The organism is Streptomyces sp. NPDC008079 (assembly GCF_042957385.1).
Lineage (GTDB): Bacteria > Actinomycetota > Actinomycetes > Streptomycetales > Streptomycetaceae > Actinacidiphila.
The window spans coordinates 61,110-79,184 of record NZ_JBIBIC010000009.1 but is presented as its reverse complement, the minus strand read 5'-3'; the positions used below and the strand labels follow the sequence as shown (position 1 = coordinate 79,184).

Genomic DNA, 18,075 nt, shown 5'->3' with positions numbered 1-18,075 from the left:
GTCGCCGTCCCGCGGTTGGGGCGCGGCAGCCGCCACGGCTGCCGCACCCCACCGGCGGCGCCCTGGTGCCCGATGACGATGATGGTCACCGGACCTGCGGAAAGGACTCATTCATGACCACCATCCCCGCGCGGATCGTCACCCTGCGCGCGGCAGGCGCCGCCCTCGTCGTGGTGCTCGGCGAGCCGGTGCCCAGAGTCCTGCACTGGGGCGCCGACCTCGGCGATCTCTCGGACGCCGACCTCGCCGCGCTGAGCCTGACCGCCGAGGGCGCGGTGCTCAACAACTCCCTCGACGTCCCGCGCCGGTTCACCGTCTGGCCCACCGAGGCCGACGGCTGGTCCGGCAGCCCCGCCCAGCAGGGCCACCGGGCGGGCACCGCGACCACCCCGCGGCCGTCCCTGACCGGCGCCGAGCAGCGCGAAGTGCCCGGCGGCGGTGAGTTGGTGATCCGCCTGCGGGACGAGGTCAGCGACCTGGCCGTCACCGTCACCTACCGCCTGGAGCCGTCGGGCGTGCTCGGGGTGCACGCCGAGCTGACCGCGGGGCAGGCGGCGGACTCCGGCACGGACCCGGCGCCGTACGACCTGTCCGCGCTCGGCCTGCTGCTGCCGCTGCCCGAACGCGCCGGTGAGGTACTGGACTTCACCGGCAAGTGGAGCAGGGAACGCTCCCCGCAGCGCCGCCCGCTGCACTACGGCTCGTACGTCCGCGAGGTCCGGCGCGGCAAGCCCGGCGTCGACTCGCCGTACCTGCTGACCGTCGGCGTGCCCGGCTTCGGCTTCCGGGACGGCGAGGTGTGGGGCCTCCACGTCGGGTGGAGCGGCGACCAGCGGTATCTCGTCGAGCGGCTGCCGGAAGGCGCGGGCAGCGACCACGCCGTGGTGCTCGGCGGCGGCGAACTGCTGCGCGCGGGCGAGGTACGGCTGGCACCGGGGGAGTCGTACACCTCCCCGGTCTGCTGGTTCGCCTGGTCCGACGCGGGCCTTGACGGGCTCGCCGACCGCTTCCACACCCTGCTGCGCGCCCGCCCCACCCACCCGGCCACCCCGCGCCCGCTGATCCTCAACAGCTGGGAGGCGGTCTACTTCGACCACGACCTGGACCGGCTGCTGCGGCTGGTCGACCGGGCCGCCGAGGTCGGCGTCGAGCGCTTCGTCCTGGACGACGGCTGGTTCAAGGGGCGCCGCGACGACACCGCGGGCCTCGGCGACTGGACGGTGGACGCGACCGTCTGGCCCGACGGCCTGACCCCGCTGGCCGACCACGTCCGCTCCCTCGGCATGGAATTCGGCCTGTGGGTCGAGCCGGAGATGGTCAACCTCGACTCCGACCTCGCCCGCGAGCACCCGGGCTGGATCCTCGGCCCCTCGGCGGGCCTCGGACCCAGCTCCCGGCACCAGTACACGCTCGACCTCGCCAACGAGGACGCCTGGCAGTACCTGCTCACCTCGCTCGACACCCTCGTCGGCCGGTACGGGATCGGCTACCTGAAGTGGGACCACAACCGCGAGCTGCACGAGGCGGTCGAGCGCGGCCCCGGCGGCGTCGACCGGCCCGGAAGCCGCGCCCAGGTCCTCGCGCTGTACCGGCTGATCGACGCGCTCAAGGCCCGCCACCCGGGCCTGGAGATCGAGAGCTGCGCCAGCGGCGGCGGCCGGATCGACCTCGGCATCCTCGCCCGTACCGACCGGGTGTGGGCCTCGGACTGCAACGACCCGGTGGAACGGCAGACCATCCAGCGCTGGACTGGCCAGCTGCTGCCGCCGGAACTCTTCGGCGCGCACGTCGGCCCCACGCCCAGCCACACCACGAGCCGTCCCGGCACCGACACCTTCCGGATGGCCACCGCCCTGTTCGGCCACGCGGGCATCGAACAGGACCTCAGCCGCTGCACCCCCGAGGAGCTGGCCCGGCTCACCCACTGGTCCGCGCTGTACCGCGAGCAGCGCCCGCTGCTGCACTCGGGACGGGTGGTCCGCGCCGACCTCGCGGGCGGCGCCGTCCTGCTGCACGGCGTCGTCGCCGCCGACGGCTCGGCCGCGCTGTACGCGTGGGCCAGGATCGCCACCTCGCCCGAGGGCCAGTCGGGCCGCGTCCGGCTGCCGGGCCTCGACCCCGCCACCGCCTACCAGGTCCGCGTCCGCACCGAGATCGGCCTGCCCTCCTTCCACCAGACGACCGCACCGCCGTGGCTGGCCCGCGCCCTCGAGGGCTGGCTGCCGCTGCCCGGCGCCGTCCTGGCCACGGCGGGAATCCCCATGCCCACGCTCGACCCGGAGCACGCGATGCTCATCGAGGTGCGCACGGCACCTTGACCCGGCGGACCGGCCGGCCGGCGGACCGGCCGGCCGACGGGCGTACGGACCGGGGGAGCCCATTGGGGGAGGCATTCGTACCCCAGGTGTACGAATGTCGAATCCACCGGCGCAGGCGGCACGGCGAACCGCCCTCGAACGGGTCACGGACCCGCACGGAGGCGGTTCGCCCTGTTAGGCAGGAGTCGATGCCCGCCATCGAACCCTGGAGTCCCCTTGTCCTTCGCCACCGCCGCCCGCGAGGAGCCGACCGCCTGCCTGCCCGGCCCGGTGCCCGCCCAGAGCGACGGCGCCACGGCGCGGCCATTCGCCCGGATCAGTGAGTGGCATCTGGAGTACGAGGGCTTCCGGTACACCTGCCGGATCAGGCACCACGAACGGCCGGTCGACGCCCCCCTGCTGATCCTCGGCGGCTCCTCCCAGGACCGGCACTCGTGGATGCGGCACGAGCAGCGGATCGGCACCGCGGCCGACGTGATCACCGTCGACCTGCCGGGCTACGGCACCGCCGACTTCCTCCCGGCGTTCTACGGCATCGACTTCCTCGCCGCCGTCGTCCGGCATCTGCTGGACGAGCTGGTCGTGCCCGCCGTCAACCTCGTCGCGGCCTGCTTCGGCGGCGCCGTCGGCCTGCGCTTCGCCCAGCACTACCCGGCGCGGGTCGAGCGGCTGTTCTTCGTCGGCATGACGACCCGGATCCCGCCGGACTACGCGGCGGCCATGGAACGCTGGGACGGCATGATCGACCGCGGCGAGACCGACCGGATCGCCCGCGAGCTCACCGACCGCTTCATGTCCCCGCCCGGCACCGGCCGGGTACGTAAGCACGCGGCCGTCGCCCGCCTGGTGTACGGCGGTCTGATCGGCCAGGACGCCGAGCAGCTGCGGAAGTCCGCCGAGCACAACAAGCGGCTGATGCGGCACGAGTGGTACCGGCCGGAGCCCGTACCCGCGGTGCCCAGCCTGGTCGTCACCGGCGAGTACGACACGCTGTGCACCCCGGAGATGGGCCGCGAGGTCGCCGCGGTGCTGCGCGCGGCCACCTTCCTGACCATCGACGAGACCGACCACCTCGCGCCGGTCGAGCGGATCGCGGACTTCGCCGACCTCGTCACCCGCTTCTGCGCCGGCCACCCGCTGGACGACCTGCCGTACTGCAGCGCCCCCGAGTCGGCCGCGGCCGGCACGCTCCGGGAACCGGCCGTGGCCTGGCGCGGCCGACCGTAAGACCGGCGGTATGAGCGACTGTAAAGCCCGGCGATGATGACCGGCGGTGACGGGAGTCCGCAAGGGCAGGGGACCCGCGCTACGGGGTCGGGATGCCCGCGGGCTTGTTCGGCAGGCCGAAGCGGACCGGGACGCCGGGGGAGTACAGCACGCTGACCGGGTCCCCCAGCGGCCGGGCCAGACCGGCGGCCGTCACCACGTCCTCGTCCAGGGACAGCAGCTCGGCGCGGTGTAGCGGCCAGCGCGGATGGGCGTTGGGCAGATACACCGGCCGCCCGAAGAAGGCGTTGTGCATGCCCCAGCGGGCGGTGAGGAAGTGTTCGAGTTCCGTGGGCTCCGCCACCGGCTCACCGATCCGTACGCTCAGCGAGGCCCGCGCGCCGCGCGGCCCCGGCCAGCGGCGGGAACTGGTGTACGTGATGGTGTCGGCGTCCCGGCGCACCGACATCCGCGACCACAGATAGGGCAGCCGGAAGACGCCCCGGCCCACGACGACCGGTATCAGCCGGGACGCGTCCAGCGACCGGAACACCACACCGCGCCGCCCCCGCTCGTCCACCGAGTACAGCCGCACATTCGTCTCGGGGAAGGTGCCCAGGTACGGCACACCGGGCAGCCGGAACCAGCCGACCCGGTGCATGCGGAAGGCGACCAGACCCACGTACGTGACGCCGTGCAGGGTGTCGGGCCGTACGCCCGGCGGCAGCAGCGGTGCCACCAGCCCAGGCTCCACCGGCCAGTGCACGAAAGCCAGGTCCAGCCACCACTGCGTCATCAGCGGCTCGGCCGCGGCGCCGGGCGGCGCCTCGGCCACGATCGGCTCCGCGTCGGCGGGGATGGTGGACACGCCGTCCAGCATGCCACCGCCGCGTCACCGGCCGGGCTCCGGGGGACGGCCGGTCAGCTCGGGCGGTAGCGGATCTCCAGCATCAGACAGCCGGGGCCCGTGCGGTACGGGCCGTGCGGCATGCCGGGAGGGCGGGAGGCGAAGTGGCCGCTGGCGAAGGTCTTCCCCAGGGTCAGATCCTCCAGCTCGCCCTCCAGGAGATAGACCTCCTCGTAGTAGGCGTGCCTGATCACCCCGGCGGCTGAGGTGTCGAGCCCCGGCTCCCAGCGCGCGAGCCGGGTCAGCTCCGCGCCGTCGGCGGCCGGGTCGGCGGACAGCACGCGCTCGCTGACGCCCGGCGAGCCCTCCGCCGGGGTCCACGGGATGTCCGCGGCGGCGAGGAATTCGTGTTCGTCCTTCACGGGGGAGACCTCTTTCAGCACGGGTACGGGGGTGCGGGCGCCGGCCTCGAATTCGGTTGACCGACGCATGCGGCCGGTATAGCAATGCCGGGTGATAGAAGGCGAGAAAATCCAGCTCAGGGCCAGGATCGAGAGCGATGTCCCGGTGCTCCACGCCGAGTTGCAGGACGACGTGGTGGGCAGGTCCCGCTCCGACTCCCGCCCTTGGCGCCCCATATCGCCGGGCACGGCGGACTCACCGTACGCGGTGAACGGGCTTCCTCCGGAGGTGGTCGTCTTCTCCGTGGTGGAGACGCGGACGCGGGAGCTGGCGGGCGCGGCCTCGATGTGGGGAATCGACACCCACAACCGGCTCGCCCACCTCGGGATCGGTCTGCGCCCCGCCTACCGCGGTCGCGGCCTCGGCACCGACGTCGTGCGCGCGCTGTGCCACTACGGCTTCGTCGTGCGCGGTCTGCACCGGATCCAGCTCGAAACCCTCGCCGACAACACCGGGATGATCACCGCGGCCACACGCGCCGGATTCCGTGTCGAGGGAACGCTGCGCCGGGCGGCCTGGGTGTACGGCTCCTTCCTCGACGAGGTGGTCCTCGGGCTGCTCGCCGACGAGTGGACCCCGTAGGGCGGACTCACCGCGTCCGGCTCATGGACGTACGGTCAGTCGGTCAGTCGGCCGGTCAGCCGGTCGGCCGGGGAGACCGGCGGACGGCCGCGCGGCGCGGTTCACATGCCCTCGCGTACGCGACAGGAAGCGGCCGACCCGCCTGGCCGGGAAGACGTATTGTCCGATATGCACCGTTATGCTCGACGGTGTGAAGACGATCCGATCCCGCTGGCGCTCCTGGTGGCCGGACGTCCGATGGGATCCCGTCCTCCTGACCCCGCTCCTGCTGACCGTGATGATCATAGTGGTGGCGCTGGTCACTCCGACCGACTTCGCGATCAGCCGCCTGCTGCCCGCCGCTCCCGCGCTCGCCGCCTCCATGTGGCCGGTGCGCCCGACCGTCGCGCTGGGCGTGGTGGCGACCGCCGTGGTGGTCGGTGACTCGCTCATCATCGACTCCCCGAACATGCTGTTCACGGCCGGGGCGATCGCCGTGGTCACCGCCGCGGCCGGATACGCGGCGCACAGCCGGCTGCACCGCGAGGAGACCCTCACCCAGGTCAGATCGGTGGCCGACACCGCACAGGCGGTCGTCCTGCGGCCGGTGCCGCCCCGTGTCGGGAACGTGGACGTCGAGACGCTGTACGTGGCCGCCGCCGCGGAGGCCCGGATCGGCGGTGACTTCTACGCGGCGGCCGACACCCCGCACGGCGTACGCCTGCTCATCGGCGACGTCCGCGGCAAAGGGCTGAACGCGGCGGGCGCGGCCGGGGCGATCGCCAACAGCTTCCGCGACGCCGCCCACGACGAACCCGACCTCGCGGCGGTCGCGCGCAGGCTGGACAGGAGTGTGGTCCGCTACAGCGCGTCGATCCCCGGCGGCGACGCGCCCGAGCGCTTCGCCACCGCCCTGTTCGTCGAGATCCCGGCCGACGGAGGCCACGCCGTCCTCCTCAACTGCGGCCACCCGCCGCCGCTGCTGCTGCGCGGCGACCAGGCCACGTCCCTCGACCCGAGCGCCCCGTCACCGCCCCTCAACATGGCCGTGTTGATCGGATCCGACTACCGCATGGACACCGTCCCGCTGGTCCGCGGCGACCGGCTGCTGCTCTACACCGACGGCGTCATCGAGACCCGCGACGACACGGGCGCGTTCTTCTCGCTGCGCCGATGGGTGAGCGGCAGACCGCCCGTGGAGCCCAGGGAACTGCTCGACCAGCTCCGCGCCGAGCTGCTGCGCTTCAGCGACGGACAGCTCGACGACGACATCGCCGCCGTGCTCGTACGCTCCCGCGCGGGGGCGTACGATTCGCGCGGTTCGGGCAGCGCGGACGGCTCGTCCGGCTCAGGCGGCGGCTCACCCGGTTCACGCGGCGCGGGTGAAGACGTGTGAGCGGCCGATCGGGGTGAAGCCCCGCCGCGCGTACCAGGTGCGCGGCCAGTCGTCCGCGTCCGCGATCAGGAACAGCAGCGGGCACCCGGCCGCCAGGTGCACGGCGGTGGCGAGATTGACGTCCGCGTAGCCGCGCCGCTGATGCGTGGTCGCGGTGACGACCTCCTCGATCTGCGCGATGCCCTCCGCCGGGTCGAGGTAGAGGTCGGTCCACGCGCCGACCGCCCCCTGCTCGTCCCTGACCGCCAGGAAACGCACCTGTTCCGCGCCCCGCAGCCGGGCGGCGCGGCGGTCGGTGAGCTGGCGCAGCACCTCGTCGTCGGCCTTCGGCAGCCACTGCCGCGTCTGGCGCAGCACGGCGGACCGCAGGGCCCGCGGCGTGACGGTCTCGGCGGCCGGGTCCGGCGCGGGCGCGGGACCCGAGTGCCGCATCACCAGTTCCGTCTCGTGCTCGTAACCGGCCGCGAGCAGCGTCGGCGCGCACAGCACACCGAACTCGTCGTCCAGCACCGAGATCCGGCGGTGCGGCAGATGGGCGAGTACGGCGTCGGCGAACGCGGGCAGCTCGTCCACCGCCACCGGTCCCTCCACGACGATCTGATTGTGCTCGTGGGAGGCGGCGTACGCGCCGTTGAGGACCGCCGCGCCGCCGGGGAACTCGACGACGCACCGGGCCTGCCGCCGCTGGAAGGCGGCGCGGAAGGACGCGATGCGGTGCAGATCGACGGCGGAGACCTCGACGGCGGGCATACCGCCCAGTCTAGGAACACCTGGTCACGGCGCCGCAAGCGTATTTCCCGCCGCCCGCGCGCCGTACCGCCGCCTCGGGGAGGCGCGACCGGTCGGCCGTCACTCCCCGATGTCCTCGTACCAGAGCTCGGGCCGCGCCGTGATGAAGTCCCGCATGAGCGCGACGCAGTCGGGGTCGTCCAGCAGCGTGATCCGCACGCCGTGCTCCGCGAGCCAGTCGTGGCCGCCGGAGAAGGTGCGCGCCTCGCCGATCACCACATGGCCGATGCCGAACTGCCGGATCAGCCCCGAGCAGTACCAGCACGGGGACAGCGTCGTCACCATCGTCGTGCGCCCGTATCCGCGCAGCCGTCCGGCGGCCCGGAAGGCCGAGGTCTCGCCGTGCGCCGACGGGTCGCCGTCCTGCACTCGGCGGTTGTGCCCGCGGCCCAGCACGTGCCCGTCCTGGCCGAAGAGGGCCGCGCCGATCGGGATGCCGCCCTCGGCGAGCCCGGCGCGGGCCTCCTCCAGGGCCGTGGCCAGCATCGTTGTCGGTTCCGGGGCCGCCGCGTCAGTCATGTGCCCACTGTGGCCGCGGGGGAGCGCCGCCGCAATGCCGTCGGCGGCGGACGGTCCGAGGCGCGGAACCGCTCCCTTCCCCCGTGGCCCGGCGCGGACGCCGTGCAAGGGTAGTGACAGGCGTGGCCCGCGTTGCTTCAATGCAGCAAGCGCTTTCCGTCCCCGTTTCCCTGGAGCCGCCGCCGTGCCGATATCCCGTCGTGTCCTGCTCTCCTCGGTCCCGGCGGCGAGCCTGACGGCCCTGGTCGCACCCTTGCGCGCGCGAGCCGCGGACGGCCCGGTCCCGGCGGGCGGCGCGCACGGCGCGAGCGCGGACCAGGCGGCGCTCGTCGCCAACACGGTGGCGGTCTTCGCCGGTACCGCCGAGTCCAACGTTCGCCCCGAGGTCGCCGCGAAGCTCACCGCGATCGAGGCGACCGCCCGCGCCAGGCTGGCCGCGCTGGGCACGGCAGGAGCGCATCAGCTCTTCGGCGGCCTGACGCTCGGCACCAGCGACACCAACCTGACGACGTCGTTCCAGTACCTGTACGAGACGGCGCTCGCGACCCGCGTACCCGGCGCGCCCGGCGGTCCGGGCTCCGGGCTGCGCGACGACGTGGCCGTGCAGCGGCGCGTCATCGACGGCCTGGCCTTCCTCTACGACGGCTACTACGGCGACCAGGCGAAGGGCTACTACGGCAACTGGTTCAACTGGGAGATCGGCATCTCCACCCACGTCACCAAGACGCTGCTGCTCCTCCAGGACGCCCTCGCCGCCTACCGGCCCGACCTCACCGCCGCGTTCGTGGCCGCCATGGACGCCTATCTGCGCAATGGCAAGGACGGCGACGTCGACCTCGACTCGCGCTTCCACACCGGCGCGAACCTCGCCGACATCACCACCAACCGCATCCTGCAAGGCGCGGTCCTCGGCGACGACGCCCGCACGTCCAAGGCCGTCGCCGACCAGTTGACGGTCTTCGCCACGATCGACCCGTACGGTCTGCGGCACGGCGTCACCGACGGCTTCTACGCGGACGGCTCCTTCATCCAGCACGCCTCCGTCGCCTACACCGGCTCGTACGGCACCGGGCTGCTGAGCCGCGTCGTGCAGACGGTCCGGATGCTCGACGGCACCAGCCATGTGCAGGGCGACGACCTGATCGGCGTCGTGCAGGGCTGGATCGCCGAGGGCTTCGCCCCGCTGATCTTCGAGGGGTGGATGACCGAGATCGTCAAGGGCCGCGCGATCTCCAGGACCACCACCGGATACGCGGACGTCGCCACCGTCGTCGAGGCCGTCACCGGAATATCCGCCTACGCCTCCGCGAACGACGCGGCGGCGCTGGCCGGTTACGTCCGCTACGTACGGCAGACCTCGCGGGCCGCCCTCGACCCGGTCACCTTCGTCTCCCCGACGACCGTCGTCCGCTACGCCGACATCCTCGCCGACACCTCGGCCCCGGCGCGCGACCTCGTCCCGGCCGCGCACCACGCGGCCCTCAACTCCATGGACCGGACCGTCCACCGCCGCCCCGGCTACGCCTTCGCGCTGGCCCGCAGCTCGGCCAGGATCAGCAAGTACGAGTACATGAGCGGCGAGAATCTGCTGCCGTGGTTCCAGGGCGACGGCGCCCACTACCTCTATCTCACCGGCCAGGACCAGACCCGCGCCTACGGCATCGACTACCTCACCGCCGTGTCGCCCTACGGCCTCGCGGGCGTCACCGCCCCCGTCGAGACCCGGCGCAGCGTGCCCGAGCTGTACGGCACCGCCTGGTACGACAACCCGGACCAGGGCTTCACCGCCTCCTCCGAGTCGCAGAACACCTACGTCTACTTCCCGCGCGCCACCAACGCCCTCTCCGGCGGCGCCACCCTCGGCGCGTACGGGACGGCCGCCTTCGTGCAGTCCGACGACGCCGCCTACGCCGCCGAGCGGGCCGGGCTCCTGCCGGACGACTTCGTCGTCTACCGCAACGCGGACGCCACGAAGTCCTGGTTCATGCTCGACGACGAGATCGTCGTCCTCGCCGCCGGAGTCGGCGACGGCGCGGGCCGCGCGGTGACCACGACGCTCGACACCCGGATCGCCGACCCGGCGGACCCGGTCACCCTCACCGGGCGGCTGCGCGACGGCGCCCCGTGGTCCGGCACCGGCACCGCGCCGCTGGCCTGGCTGCGCTACGCCGACGCGGGCCAGGGCACGGCCGTGGGGTACGTCTTCCTCGACGGCTTCGAGGACCGGCGACAACCGGACCGGGGACACGGGCGGTCCGGACCGCGCACCACCGTCGCGCTGGACACCGTCGCCCGCAGCCGCCGCGTCGTCCGTACCTCCAACCCCGACACCACCGTGACCAAGCAGGTCTTCGCCGTCCGCGTCGAGCAGGCCGCCGGAGCGCGGCCGGTCTCCGTGGCGTACGCCCTGGTCCCGCACGCCAGCGAGGCGCGTCTGCGGTCGTACGCCCGCGGCCCGCTGTCGGTGGTCGCCAACTCCACGGCGGCGCAGGCGATACGCCACCGCGACCTGGGCCTGCTCGCCGTCAACACCTTCACCGCGGGCCCGCACCACGCCGAGCGGCTCTCCGTCGAAGGGCCCGCGTCCGTCCTGCTGCGGGAGGACCGGCGCGGCGTGGTCTCCCTCGCCGTCGCCGACCCCACCACGCAGCGCGACCGGATCACGCTCGTCCTCCGGGGCCGTCCGCTGCGCGCGGTCACCGCCGACGACGGCGTGCGCGTCTCCCGTGTGCCCGGCGGCACCCGCGTCGAGGTGACCACCCGGCACGCGTACGGCCGCAGCTTCACGGCCACGCTGCGCTGACCGCCTGGCCCGGCCGGTCCCCGGGAACCGCGGCGACCGCCGTGGGCGCTGTCCGTCGCGGGTCCCGGTAAGGGGTCGGCAAAGGATCGGCGCGGACCGCCCGCGTGTCCGATTCGCCCGCATGCCGTTCGTCTACAGTCGTGTAGTCGTCGGCCTGTCGGGGCTCGCCGCCCTGGTCGGCGCGTGCTCGGGGCCGTGCTGTGCGGAGAGCGGAATCGGCCTGCGCGCCGGGAGAGTTGCGGTCCTGTGGAACAACCTGTGGAGCAGCGGTCCGCGCGTGCGTGGACGGTCGGAGCGATGCCGTACGAGTCGGCGGGCGCCGGTCCCGTACGGCACCGGCGGACGGGGCGGAGCGGCCTCGCGGCCGGCGGCGCCCTGAGCAAGGTGCCGGAGGTGACCGCCTGGTTCTGGCTGACCAAAGTGCTCACCACCGGCATGGGCGAGACGACCTCGGACTTCCTGGCCCGCGCGCTCGGCCCGGTCGTCGCGGGCGGCCTCGGCCTGATCGGCCTGGTGGCGCTGCTGGTCGCCCAGTTCCGCGCGCCGCGCTACTCGCCGTGGATCTACTGGTCGGCGATCGTCATGGTCAGCGTCTTCGGCACCATGGCCGCCGACGTCGTGCACGTGGTGGCCGGAGTACCGTACGCGGTCTCCACGATGGCCTTCTCGCTGATCCTCGCGGCCGTGCTCACCGCCTGGTACGCCGGCGAGGGGACGCTGTCCATCCACAGCGTCCGCACCCCGCGCCGCGAGGCGTTCTACTGGGCGACCGTCCTGACCACCTTCGCGCTCGGCACCGCGGCCGGCGACCTCACCGCGGGCAGCCTGCACCTGGGCTACTTCTCCTCCGGCGTCGTCTTCGCCGTCCTGATCGCCGTACCGGCGCTCGCGGGCCGCTTCCTCGGGCTCAACGCGGTGGCCGCCTTCTGGTGGGCGTACATCCTCACCCGCCCGCTCGGCGCGTCCTTCGCCGACTGGATGGGCGTACCCCTCCACCGCGGCGGCCTCGGCTGGGGCACGGGACCGGTCAGCCTGGTGCTCACCGTCCTGATCGCCGCGCTGGTGGGCTTCCTGGCGGTCAGTCACCGCGACCTGCCCGCGAACGCGGGCGCGTAGCACCGGACGTGGCGCGCGGTCGCGCGCGCCGCCGCCGGGATCCGGCGGCGGCGCGGGGGCCGAGGAAGCTGTCCACCGCCCCCGCGCCGAATTTCTGCACGATGCTGTACGCCAGCACGGGCATCAACACCTGCGGATGCGCGGGAAGATGAGTCGCCGCGAGCACCGCGCTCGCGCTGCTGTTGTTCATCCCCGAGGCCAGCGTGATCGCGACCGTGTCGGCCCGGTCACTGCGCAGACCGCGCGCCAGACCCCAGCCGACGGCCAGCGCCGCGAGGCACGCCAGGGCCGCCACACCGACCGACGCGGCGATGAACGCCACCTGCGGGTGCCGCAGTTGACCGCCCAGCGCGCCGCACGCGTTGGCGTACGTCAGCAGCAGTGACGCCAGCAGCGCGGCCAGCTTCAGACCGGGAAGCGCGCGGTCCCGCCGCTCCCGCGACGTCATCCGCTGCGCCAACAGCCCGGCCAGGCACGGCGTGACGACCCCGGCCAGCGCGAAGGCGCCGCTGCTCGCACCGGCCATCCGCCCCAGATCGTGGGCGTAGTGGCCGTGCGCGAAGACGGCGGCCATGGAGAGCGTCAGCGGGGTGGTCAACGGGCTGAGCAGCGTGGAGGCGAGCACGATGCCGACCACCAGCGCGTGGTTGCCGCCCGCCCGGCCGCCCCAGACCGTCGCGCCCCCGGCCACCGGCATGGCGCCGACGAGCGCGATCCCGGTCAGCAGCCCGCTGCCGCCGTCGGTGTCGGGCGAGAACCGCAACAGTCCCGCCAGCAAGGGCAGGACGAGCAGCGGCACGGCCGCGTTCACCGCCGTACCGGTCATCAGCGCCCCCGGGCGCCTGGCCAGCGCGGGCAGCCGCCGCACCGGCACCTGAAGGGCCGCCGTGAACAGCACGAACGCCAGCAGCGCCGAGGGCGGCGACAGCGCGGCGGCCGGTACGCCGACCCCGCGCGGCACGCTCCACCGCAGGTGCCGCAGCCACAGACCGGCGGCGGGAGCGACCGTCGCGACGGCGTAGGCCAGGGCCATCAGCCAGGTCAGGGACCGTTGGACGCGCGCGAGGGCGCGGGGGACGAAGGGAGCACGCACGGGCTGTCGTTCCTGTCTGCTGCGATACGGCACGGGGGACCGGTGGACGCCGGTGACCGGCGCGGGCCGCGTATCAGCGCAGACAGGACGGTGGCAGCCTCGTACGTCATCAGGCGGTTTCCGCCGCCCGCCGGTCCTGCTGGGCGTGCTCGTCCAGCGGCGTGTGCGGTGCGGGCCGCTGGTCCTTGCGGGTCCGGGTCAGATAGACGACCAGCGCCAGGATCGTGGCCAGGAACAGCGCGCTGGTGCCCACCGTGCCGAGGCCGAGACCGCCGTCCGCGCGCGGCTGCGAGAGGTAGTCGCCCAGGGACGCGCCCAGCGGCCGGGTCAGGATGTACGCCAGCCAGAACGCGAGCACGGCGTTCAGCCGCAGCCGGAAGTGCGCCAGCGCGACCACCGCGATGACCGCGCCGAAGGCGAGCGCGGAGAGCCAGTAGCCGAGGTTCATCCGCTCCGCGACCAGGTCGCCCGCCGCCGTGCCCAGGGCGAAGGTGAACAGGATCGCCGCCCAGTAGAACGCCTCACGGCGCGGGGTGCGGATGCTGTGGATCGACAGCGTCCGCTCGACGGCGAACCAGAGCGCGAAGGTCGCCGCCAGGACGACCGCGAAGACCGCGGTCGTGGTGGTCAGCGCCACCCCGAGGTTGTCGGTCAGATTGTCCGTGACCAAGGTGCCCACCACGCTGATCAGCACCACCGCGAGCCAGTACACGCCCGGCACGTACCGCCGTACCCGGAACTGCGCCACCAGGGCCGCCACCAGCAGCACCGACATCACGTACGTCGTGTTCGTCAGGCCCATGTGGAGACTGGTGTTGAGATAGTCCGCCGCGGTCTCGCCGACCGTGGTGCACAAGACCTTGATCAGCCAGAAGTAGACGGTGACTTCCGGCACCTTGTTGAGCATCGTGCGCACCCCGGGCGCGGAGCCCGAGCGTTCCATGGTCGTTGTCATGCCGCGCAGGCTGGCACGCGGCGCCTGAACACAACCTGAGCGCCGCCCCGCCTCCGGCCGCCCGGCCCTTCCCCGACGTGCCCGGTCGTCGATACTGGGCCGCATGACCGCTCACTGCGTCCTGATCGTCGAGGACGACCACGGACTGCGCGACGTCCTCGCCCGCGGCCTGCGCGAAGAGGACTTCGAGGTGCTGACCGCCGCCGACGGCGCGAGCGCGCTGCGTACGGTCGGCCCGCGCGTGGACGCGGTCGTCCTCGACGTCGGCCTTCCCGACTCCGACGGGCGGGACGTCTGCCAGGCCATGCGCGCTGTCGGCATCGAGGCCGCCGTGCTCTTCCTCACCGCGCACGACGCCCTGCACGACCGGCTGTCGGGCTTCTCCTCCGGCGGCGACGACTATCTCGCCAAGCCCTTCCACCTGGCCGAGCTGACCGCCCGTCTGCACGCGGCGCTCCGCCGCGGCAACCGCGTGGCGGCCCGCGAGGTCAAGGGACTGCGCCTGGACCCCGTCACGCACGCGCTGTCCGCGGACGGCGGCGCGGCCGTACCCCTGACCCCCACCGAATTCCGCATCCTGGCCTGCCTGATGGCCGCGCCCGGCGCCGCCGTACGACGGCACAGCCTGGTACGGGCGGCGTGGCCGCACGGCGCCCAGGTCAGTGACAACACCCTTGACCAGTACGTGTCGCGGCTGCGCCGCAAGCTCCGCGAGACGGGCAGCACGCGCGGCATCGACACCGTGCGCGGCATCGGATACCGGTTCGCGTGAGGCCGCCCGCCCGCGTGCGACGTCCGGGCCGGGCGGAACGCCCGAGCCGCGCCGGGCAGCAGCCGCGCGCGGGGCGCCCGCGCCGCCGGGGTCTGTCCGGCACGCTGCCCGCGACCCTGCGCGGCCGACTGGCGCTGCTCGCCCTCGTCACCACCGTGCTGTGGGTGGCGCTGCTCACCGCCGCGTTCAACGTCGCGCTGCACGAGATACTGCGCCGCCAGGCCGACGACCTGCTGCGCACCCGCGCCGCGGCCGTCGCCGCGACCGTCGACATCCGCGCCGACGGGACCATCGCCGTCCGGGAACCGGGCGATGACGGCGCGCTCGACAGCGGAATCTGGATCTACCGCGGCGCCCACGTCGTCGAACGCCCCGCCGCTCCGGAACCGCTCCAGCGCCGCGCGGACGCCCTCGCGGGCAAGGGGACCCGATTCGCCGACACCTCCACCCCGCGCTCGACCCGGCTGTACGCGATGCCGCTGGGCGGCGGGGGAGTTCAGGTCGCCACCGTCGTGGCCGCCGCGAGCCTGGAGCCGTATCTGCTCACCGCCCGTTCGGCGCTGGCCGGTTCGCTCGGCCTCGCCCTGCTGCTGGTCGGCGGCGTCTACCTCGTCACCCGCATGGTGATCGGCCGCGCCCTGCGCCCGGTCAGCACCATGAGCGACCAGGCGTCCCGCTGGAGCCGGTACGGCGCGGCGCAGCGCTTCGGCGCGCGGGAGGCCAGGCCCGCGGAACTGGCCGCGCTGGCCGCCAATCTGGACCAGCTCCTCGACCGCCAGGCGGCCGTCCTGCGGCACGAACAGCAGTTCACCGCCGAGCTCTCCCACGAACTGCGCAATCCGCTGGCCCGGATCACGGCGGAGACGGACTGGCTCACCGCCCGCCCCCGCACCGCGGACCAGTCCCGCTCCTCCCACCAGGCCATCGCCGCCGCGGCCACACAGATGGCGCAGATCTGCCGGACACTGCTCAGCGAGGCCCGGCAGCCGTCCGCGGCGGCGGCGGGCCGCTGCGCCGCCCTCGACGTCGCCCGCGCGGTCGCCGACCGCAGCCGCGCCGAACACCCCGAGGCGCCCCCGGTCACGGCGTCCGGCGAGCCGGTGGACGTCGGCGTCACTCCCGAACTCCTCGAACGCGTCCTCGCCCCGCTGCTCGACAACGCCCGCCGCTACGCCGCCCGCGCGATCGCCCTCGAATGCGTCCGACTCCCCGACGGCGCGCGGGTGTTCGTCGCCGACGACGGCCCCGGCGTCCCCGCCGAACACGCCGAGGCCGTCTTCGAGGCGGGCCGCCGCTTCGGCTCGGAGACGGACGCCCACGACGGCGCCGGGCTCGGCCTCCCCCTGGCCCGCCGCCTCGCCCGCGCGGCAGGCGGCGACATCACCCTGGTCCCCGCACCGCGCGGAGCCCGCTTCCAGGTGACACTCCCGCCGGGCTAGGGTCCGTTCCGCGGATCACGAACGGCCCCCCGGCCCCTTCGGCCCTGGCGCGCACGCCCGTGCCCGACGTCGTCAGGACCGGCGGCCGCGTGGGCGCCGCGCCGGGCGGGTGCCGGGAGCGGCGCCGGTGGCCTGCCCCGAGGCGTGATCGCGCAGCAACCGCTCCAGCAACCTCTCGTCCTCCGCGGGCAGTTCGGAGACGAAGCGGGCCAGGACGGCCGCGCGGTCTCCGCCGGCTTCCAGCAGGTCGCGCATGCCGGCCGCCGCGTGGCCCGCCTCGTCGCGCACGGGGGAGTAGAGGTAGCCGCGTCCGGCGCGCTCGCGGGTGACCAGGCCCTTGTCGTGGAGGCGGGTGAGGATCGTCAGGACGGTGGTGTAGGCGGGTTCGCCCGCGACCTGTTCGCGTACGGCGCCCGCCCCGGCCGGCTCGCCGACGGCCCACAGCGCCGCGAGGACTTCGCTCTCCAGCTCGCCCGGCGCGCGTCGCCCGGCGGCCGGGCCTTCCTGCTCGGCCACGCTTCCCGCTCCTTCGTAGGAATCCTCACGGTACTACGGCACGACCTGGCCGCCCCGGCCCCGGCCGCCCGACCAACCGGCCACCGCGAGACCCCCGTGATCGCGCAACGGGCCGACCGTCAGGCCGCGTTCCTGACAGAAGTCGAGAAGGCGGGGGAGCGCCCCGAGCGTGTTGCGCCACGACCCGGTGGCCGAGGCGCAGTCGGAGTCGTGGAGCAGGACGGTGCCGCCGCCGCGCAGGTCGCGGGTGACGGTGTCGAGGACGGTCCGCGGCGTCGCGCGCCCGCGCCAGTCCTCGCCCCAGGCGGTCCACAGCACCGGCGTGAGTCCGAGGCGGCGGCAGGCCAGATGCGTACCGGCGGTCATGACGCCGTACGGCGGCCGGTAGAGCGTCGGCGCGCCGCCGGTGAGGCCGCCGACGAGGTCGCGGGCGCGGGCCAGGTCCTCGTACGTGGTCCAGGGGCCGCGCAGCAGCGCGGGCCGGTGGGTCCAGCCGTGGATCGCGACCTCGTGGCCCGCCTCGTACATCTCCGTGACGAGGCCGGGGGAGCGGACGGCCATCGAGCCGAGCAGGAAGAAGGTGGCCCGCACGCGGCGGGTGTCGAGCAGTCGCAGGAAGTGCGGGGTGGACAGGTGGTCGGGGCCGTCGTCGAAGGTGAGCGCCACGCTGTCGGGCCGTCCGTGTCCCGACAGCCGCGGCATGAGCCGGTTGCGCAGCGGCCCGAAGGTCGACAGCGCCGGCCCTGCGTACGCGGCGGCGAGCGCGGACGCGGCCACCGCACCCGTGCGCAGGACGGTACGGGCGACGGTCCGCCGGTCGGAATGAGGAGTCACGGTGATCGGCCTCCTTGCGGGCGTGGGCAGCGGGAGCCGGGCATGCCAGACCCGCGCCCCGCGGTGACCTCGGCGGACGGCCCCGGCCGGGGGCTGCCCGCGAATCTACTACACGTTGTAGAAGGTGGACGAGGTGCCCGTCGATCGGAGGGCGCACGGGGCGAGCGGCGGCGGTCTCCCGAATCCACGGACGGGCAACATTGGATCTTGCGAGAGAAAGTAGAGATTGAGCAAAGATAAGTTCGTATATTGCGCTGCCGTGTCCACGACATTACGGTTCCCCTTGCGCCGTCACCCCCCACCCGCCGACCGCTTCAGCGCAACGCCCCAGTCGCCATCCCCTTCACCGCCACCGCGACGGGCCGTGTCCCAGGCCCGCACCGGCGTCGGCGGCCCAGCTCCGCGTCACCTCGCTTCCCCATGCCCTCGTACGGCTGTCCGCACGGCGC

The 18,075-nt window shown here is 73.8% G+C and carries 16 protein-coding genes; 8 read left to right on the top strand and 8 right to left on the bottom strand.

The features are described 5' to 3' along the window. Positions 1-113: 113 nt before the first annotated feature. Both ACFZAM_RS20185 and ACFZAM_RS20180 read left to right on the top strand, forming a co-directional pair. Complete coding sequence (locus ACFZAM_RS20185; protein WP_391047766.1) at positions 114-2,318, top strand: alpha-galactosidase; 2,205 nt, start codon at positions 114-116, stop codon at positions 2,316-2,318. A 216-nt stretch (positions 2,319-2,534) separates the two neighbouring features. Next, on the top strand, positions 2,535-3,545 hold the full coding sequence (locus ACFZAM_RS20180) for an alpha/beta hydrolase (RefSeq protein WP_355334916.1): 1,011 nt from the start codon (positions 2,535-2,537) through the stop codon (positions 3,543-3,545). Between the two features lie 79 nt (positions 3,546-3,624). Here ACFZAM_RS20180 and ACFZAM_RS20175 read toward each other — a convergent pair whose 3' ends face one another. Then, entirely contained in the window at positions 3,625-4,320 is a 696-nt protein-coding gene (locus ACFZAM_RS20175) for a DUF2071 domain-containing protein (RefSeq protein WP_391048219.1), read from the bottom strand. A gap of 125 nt (positions 4,321-4,445) precedes the next feature. Then, positions 4,446-4,862: a cupin domain-containing protein gene (locus tag ACFZAM_RS20170; RefSeq protein WP_391047763.1), complete on the bottom strand. Its 417-nt coding sequence runs from the start codon at positions 4,860-4,862 to the stop codon at positions 4,446-4,448. Positions 4,863-4,884: 22 nt separating this feature from the next. Between ACFZAM_RS20170 and ACFZAM_RS20165 the strand changes: the two genes are divergently transcribed. Both ACFZAM_RS20165 and ACFZAM_RS20160 read left to right on the top strand, forming a co-directional pair. Next, positions 4,885-5,415, top strand: coding sequence for a GNAT family N-acetyltransferase (locus ACFZAM_RS20165; protein ID WP_391047761.1), 531 nt, complete (start codon positions 4,885-4,887; stop codon positions 5,413-5,415). Positions 5,416-5,605: 190 nt separating this feature from the next. Continuing rightward, on the top strand, positions 5,606-6,790 hold the full coding sequence (locus ACFZAM_RS20160; RefSeq protein WP_391047759.1) for a SpoIIE family protein phosphatase: 1,185 nt from the start codon (positions 5,606-5,608) through the stop codon (positions 6,788-6,790). Here the strand turns inward: ACFZAM_RS20160 and ACFZAM_RS20155 are convergent. Together ACFZAM_RS20155 and ACFZAM_RS20150 are read right to left on the bottom strand one after the other, a co-directional pair. Next, positions 6,764-7,540, bottom strand: coding sequence for a GNAT family N-acetyltransferase (locus ACFZAM_RS20155; protein WP_355334907.1), 777 nt, complete (start codon positions 7,538-7,540; stop codon positions 6,764-6,766). The two genes, ACFZAM_RS20160 and ACFZAM_RS20155, sit on opposite strands and share 27 nt — an antisense overlap. A 99-nt stretch (positions 7,541-7,639) precedes the next feature. Then, positions 7,640-8,098, bottom strand: coding sequence for a deaminase (locus tag ACFZAM_RS20150; RefSeq protein WP_391047758.1), 459 nt, complete (start codon positions 8,096-8,098; stop codon positions 7,640-7,642). 184 nt (positions 8,099-8,282) lie between these two features. Between ACFZAM_RS20150 and ACFZAM_RS20145 the strand changes: the two genes are divergently transcribed. Together ACFZAM_RS20145 and ACFZAM_RS20140 are read left to right on the top strand one after the other, a co-directional pair. Then, on the top strand, positions 8,283-10,901 hold the full coding sequence (locus ACFZAM_RS20145; protein WP_391047756.1) for a polysaccharide lyase family 8 super-sandwich domain-containing protein: 2,619 nt from the start codon (positions 8,283-8,285) through the stop codon (positions 10,899-10,901). 297 nt (positions 10,902-11,198) lie between these two features. Next, the gene (locus tag ACFZAM_RS20140; protein WP_391047754.1) at positions 11,199-12,017 is read left to right on the top strand and encodes a hypothetical protein; all 819 of its coding nucleotides are present in this window, start codon (positions 11,199-11,201) and stop codon (positions 12,015-12,017) included. Here ACFZAM_RS20140 and ACFZAM_RS20135 read toward each other — a convergent pair. Then, entirely contained in the window at positions 11,980-13,110 is a 1,131-nt protein-coding gene (locus ACFZAM_RS20135) for a sodium-dependent transporter (RefSeq protein ID WP_391047752.1), read from the bottom strand. The genes ACFZAM_RS20140 and ACFZAM_RS20135 overlap by 38 nt on opposite strands. Before the next feature lie 109 nt (positions 13,111-13,219). Beyond that, the gene (locus ACFZAM_RS20130; protein WP_391047751.1) at positions 13,220-14,065 is read right to left on the bottom strand and encodes a hypothetical protein; all 846 of its coding nucleotides are present in this window, start codon (positions 14,063-14,065) and stop codon (positions 13,220-13,222) included. Between the two features lie 103 nt (positions 14,066-14,168). Between ACFZAM_RS20130 and ACFZAM_RS20125 the strand changes: the two genes are divergently transcribed. Both ACFZAM_RS20125 and ACFZAM_RS20120 read left to right on the top strand, forming a co-directional pair. Beyond that, complete coding sequence (locus ACFZAM_RS20125; RefSeq protein WP_391047749.1) at positions 14,169-14,837, top strand: winged helix-turn-helix domain-containing protein; 669 nt, start codon at positions 14,169-14,171, stop codon at positions 14,835-14,837. A gap of 14 nt (positions 14,838-14,851) precedes the next feature. Beyond that, complete coding sequence (locus tag ACFZAM_RS20120) at positions 14,852-16,276, top strand: ATP-binding protein (protein ID WP_391047748.1); 1,425 nt, start codon at positions 14,852-14,854, stop codon at positions 16,274-16,276. Between the two features lie 72 nt (positions 16,277-16,348). Here ACFZAM_RS20120 and ACFZAM_RS20115 read toward each other — a convergent pair whose 3' ends face one another. Continuing rightward, positions 16,349-16,792, bottom strand: coding sequence for a BlaI/MecI/CopY family transcriptional regulator (locus ACFZAM_RS20115; protein ID WP_355334889.1), 444 nt, complete (start codon positions 16,790-16,792; stop codon positions 16,349-16,351). Positions 16,793-16,825: 33 nt separating this feature from the next. Continuing rightward, complete coding sequence (locus ACFZAM_RS20110) at positions 16,826-17,626, bottom strand: polysaccharide deacetylase family protein (protein ID WP_391047745.1); 801 nt, start codon at positions 17,624-17,626, stop codon at positions 16,826-16,828. Positions 17,627-18,075: the final 449 nt, after the last annotated feature.

Bases quoted from the DNA above. Each gene is read 5' to 3' on its own strand.
- ACFZAM_RS20170 (WP_391047763.1), bottom strand. From the start codon at position 4,862: ATGCGTCGGTCAACCGAATTCGAGGCCGGCGCCCGCACCCCCGTACCC.
- ACFZAM_RS20130 (WP_391047751.1), bottom strand. From the start codon at position 14,065: ATGACAACGACCATGGAACGCTCGGGCTCCGCGCCCGGGGTGCGCACG.
- ACFZAM_RS20175 (WP_391048219.1), bottom strand. From the start codon at position 4,320: ATGACGCAGTGGTGGCTGGACCTGGCTTTCGTGCACTGGCCGGTGGAG.
- ACFZAM_RS20150 (WP_391047758.1), bottom strand. From the start codon at position 8,098: ATGACTGACGCGGCGGCCCCGGAACCGACAACGATGCTGGCCACGGCC.
- ACFZAM_RS20185 (WP_391047766.1), top strand. From the start codon at position 114: ATGACCACCATCCCCGCGCGGATCGTCACCCTGCGCGCGGCAGGCGCC.
- ACFZAM_RS20155 (WP_355334907.1), bottom strand. From the start codon at position 7,540: ATGCCCGCCGTCGAGGTCTCCGCCGTCGATCTGCACCGCATCGCGTCC.
- ACFZAM_RS20140 (WP_391047754.1), top strand. From the start codon at position 11,199: ATGCCGTACGAGTCGGCGGGCGCCGGTCCCGTACGGCACCGGCGGACG.
- ACFZAM_RS20125 (WP_391047749.1), top strand. From the start codon at position 14,169: ATGACCGCTCACTGCGTCCTGATCGTCGAGGACGACCACGGACTGCGC.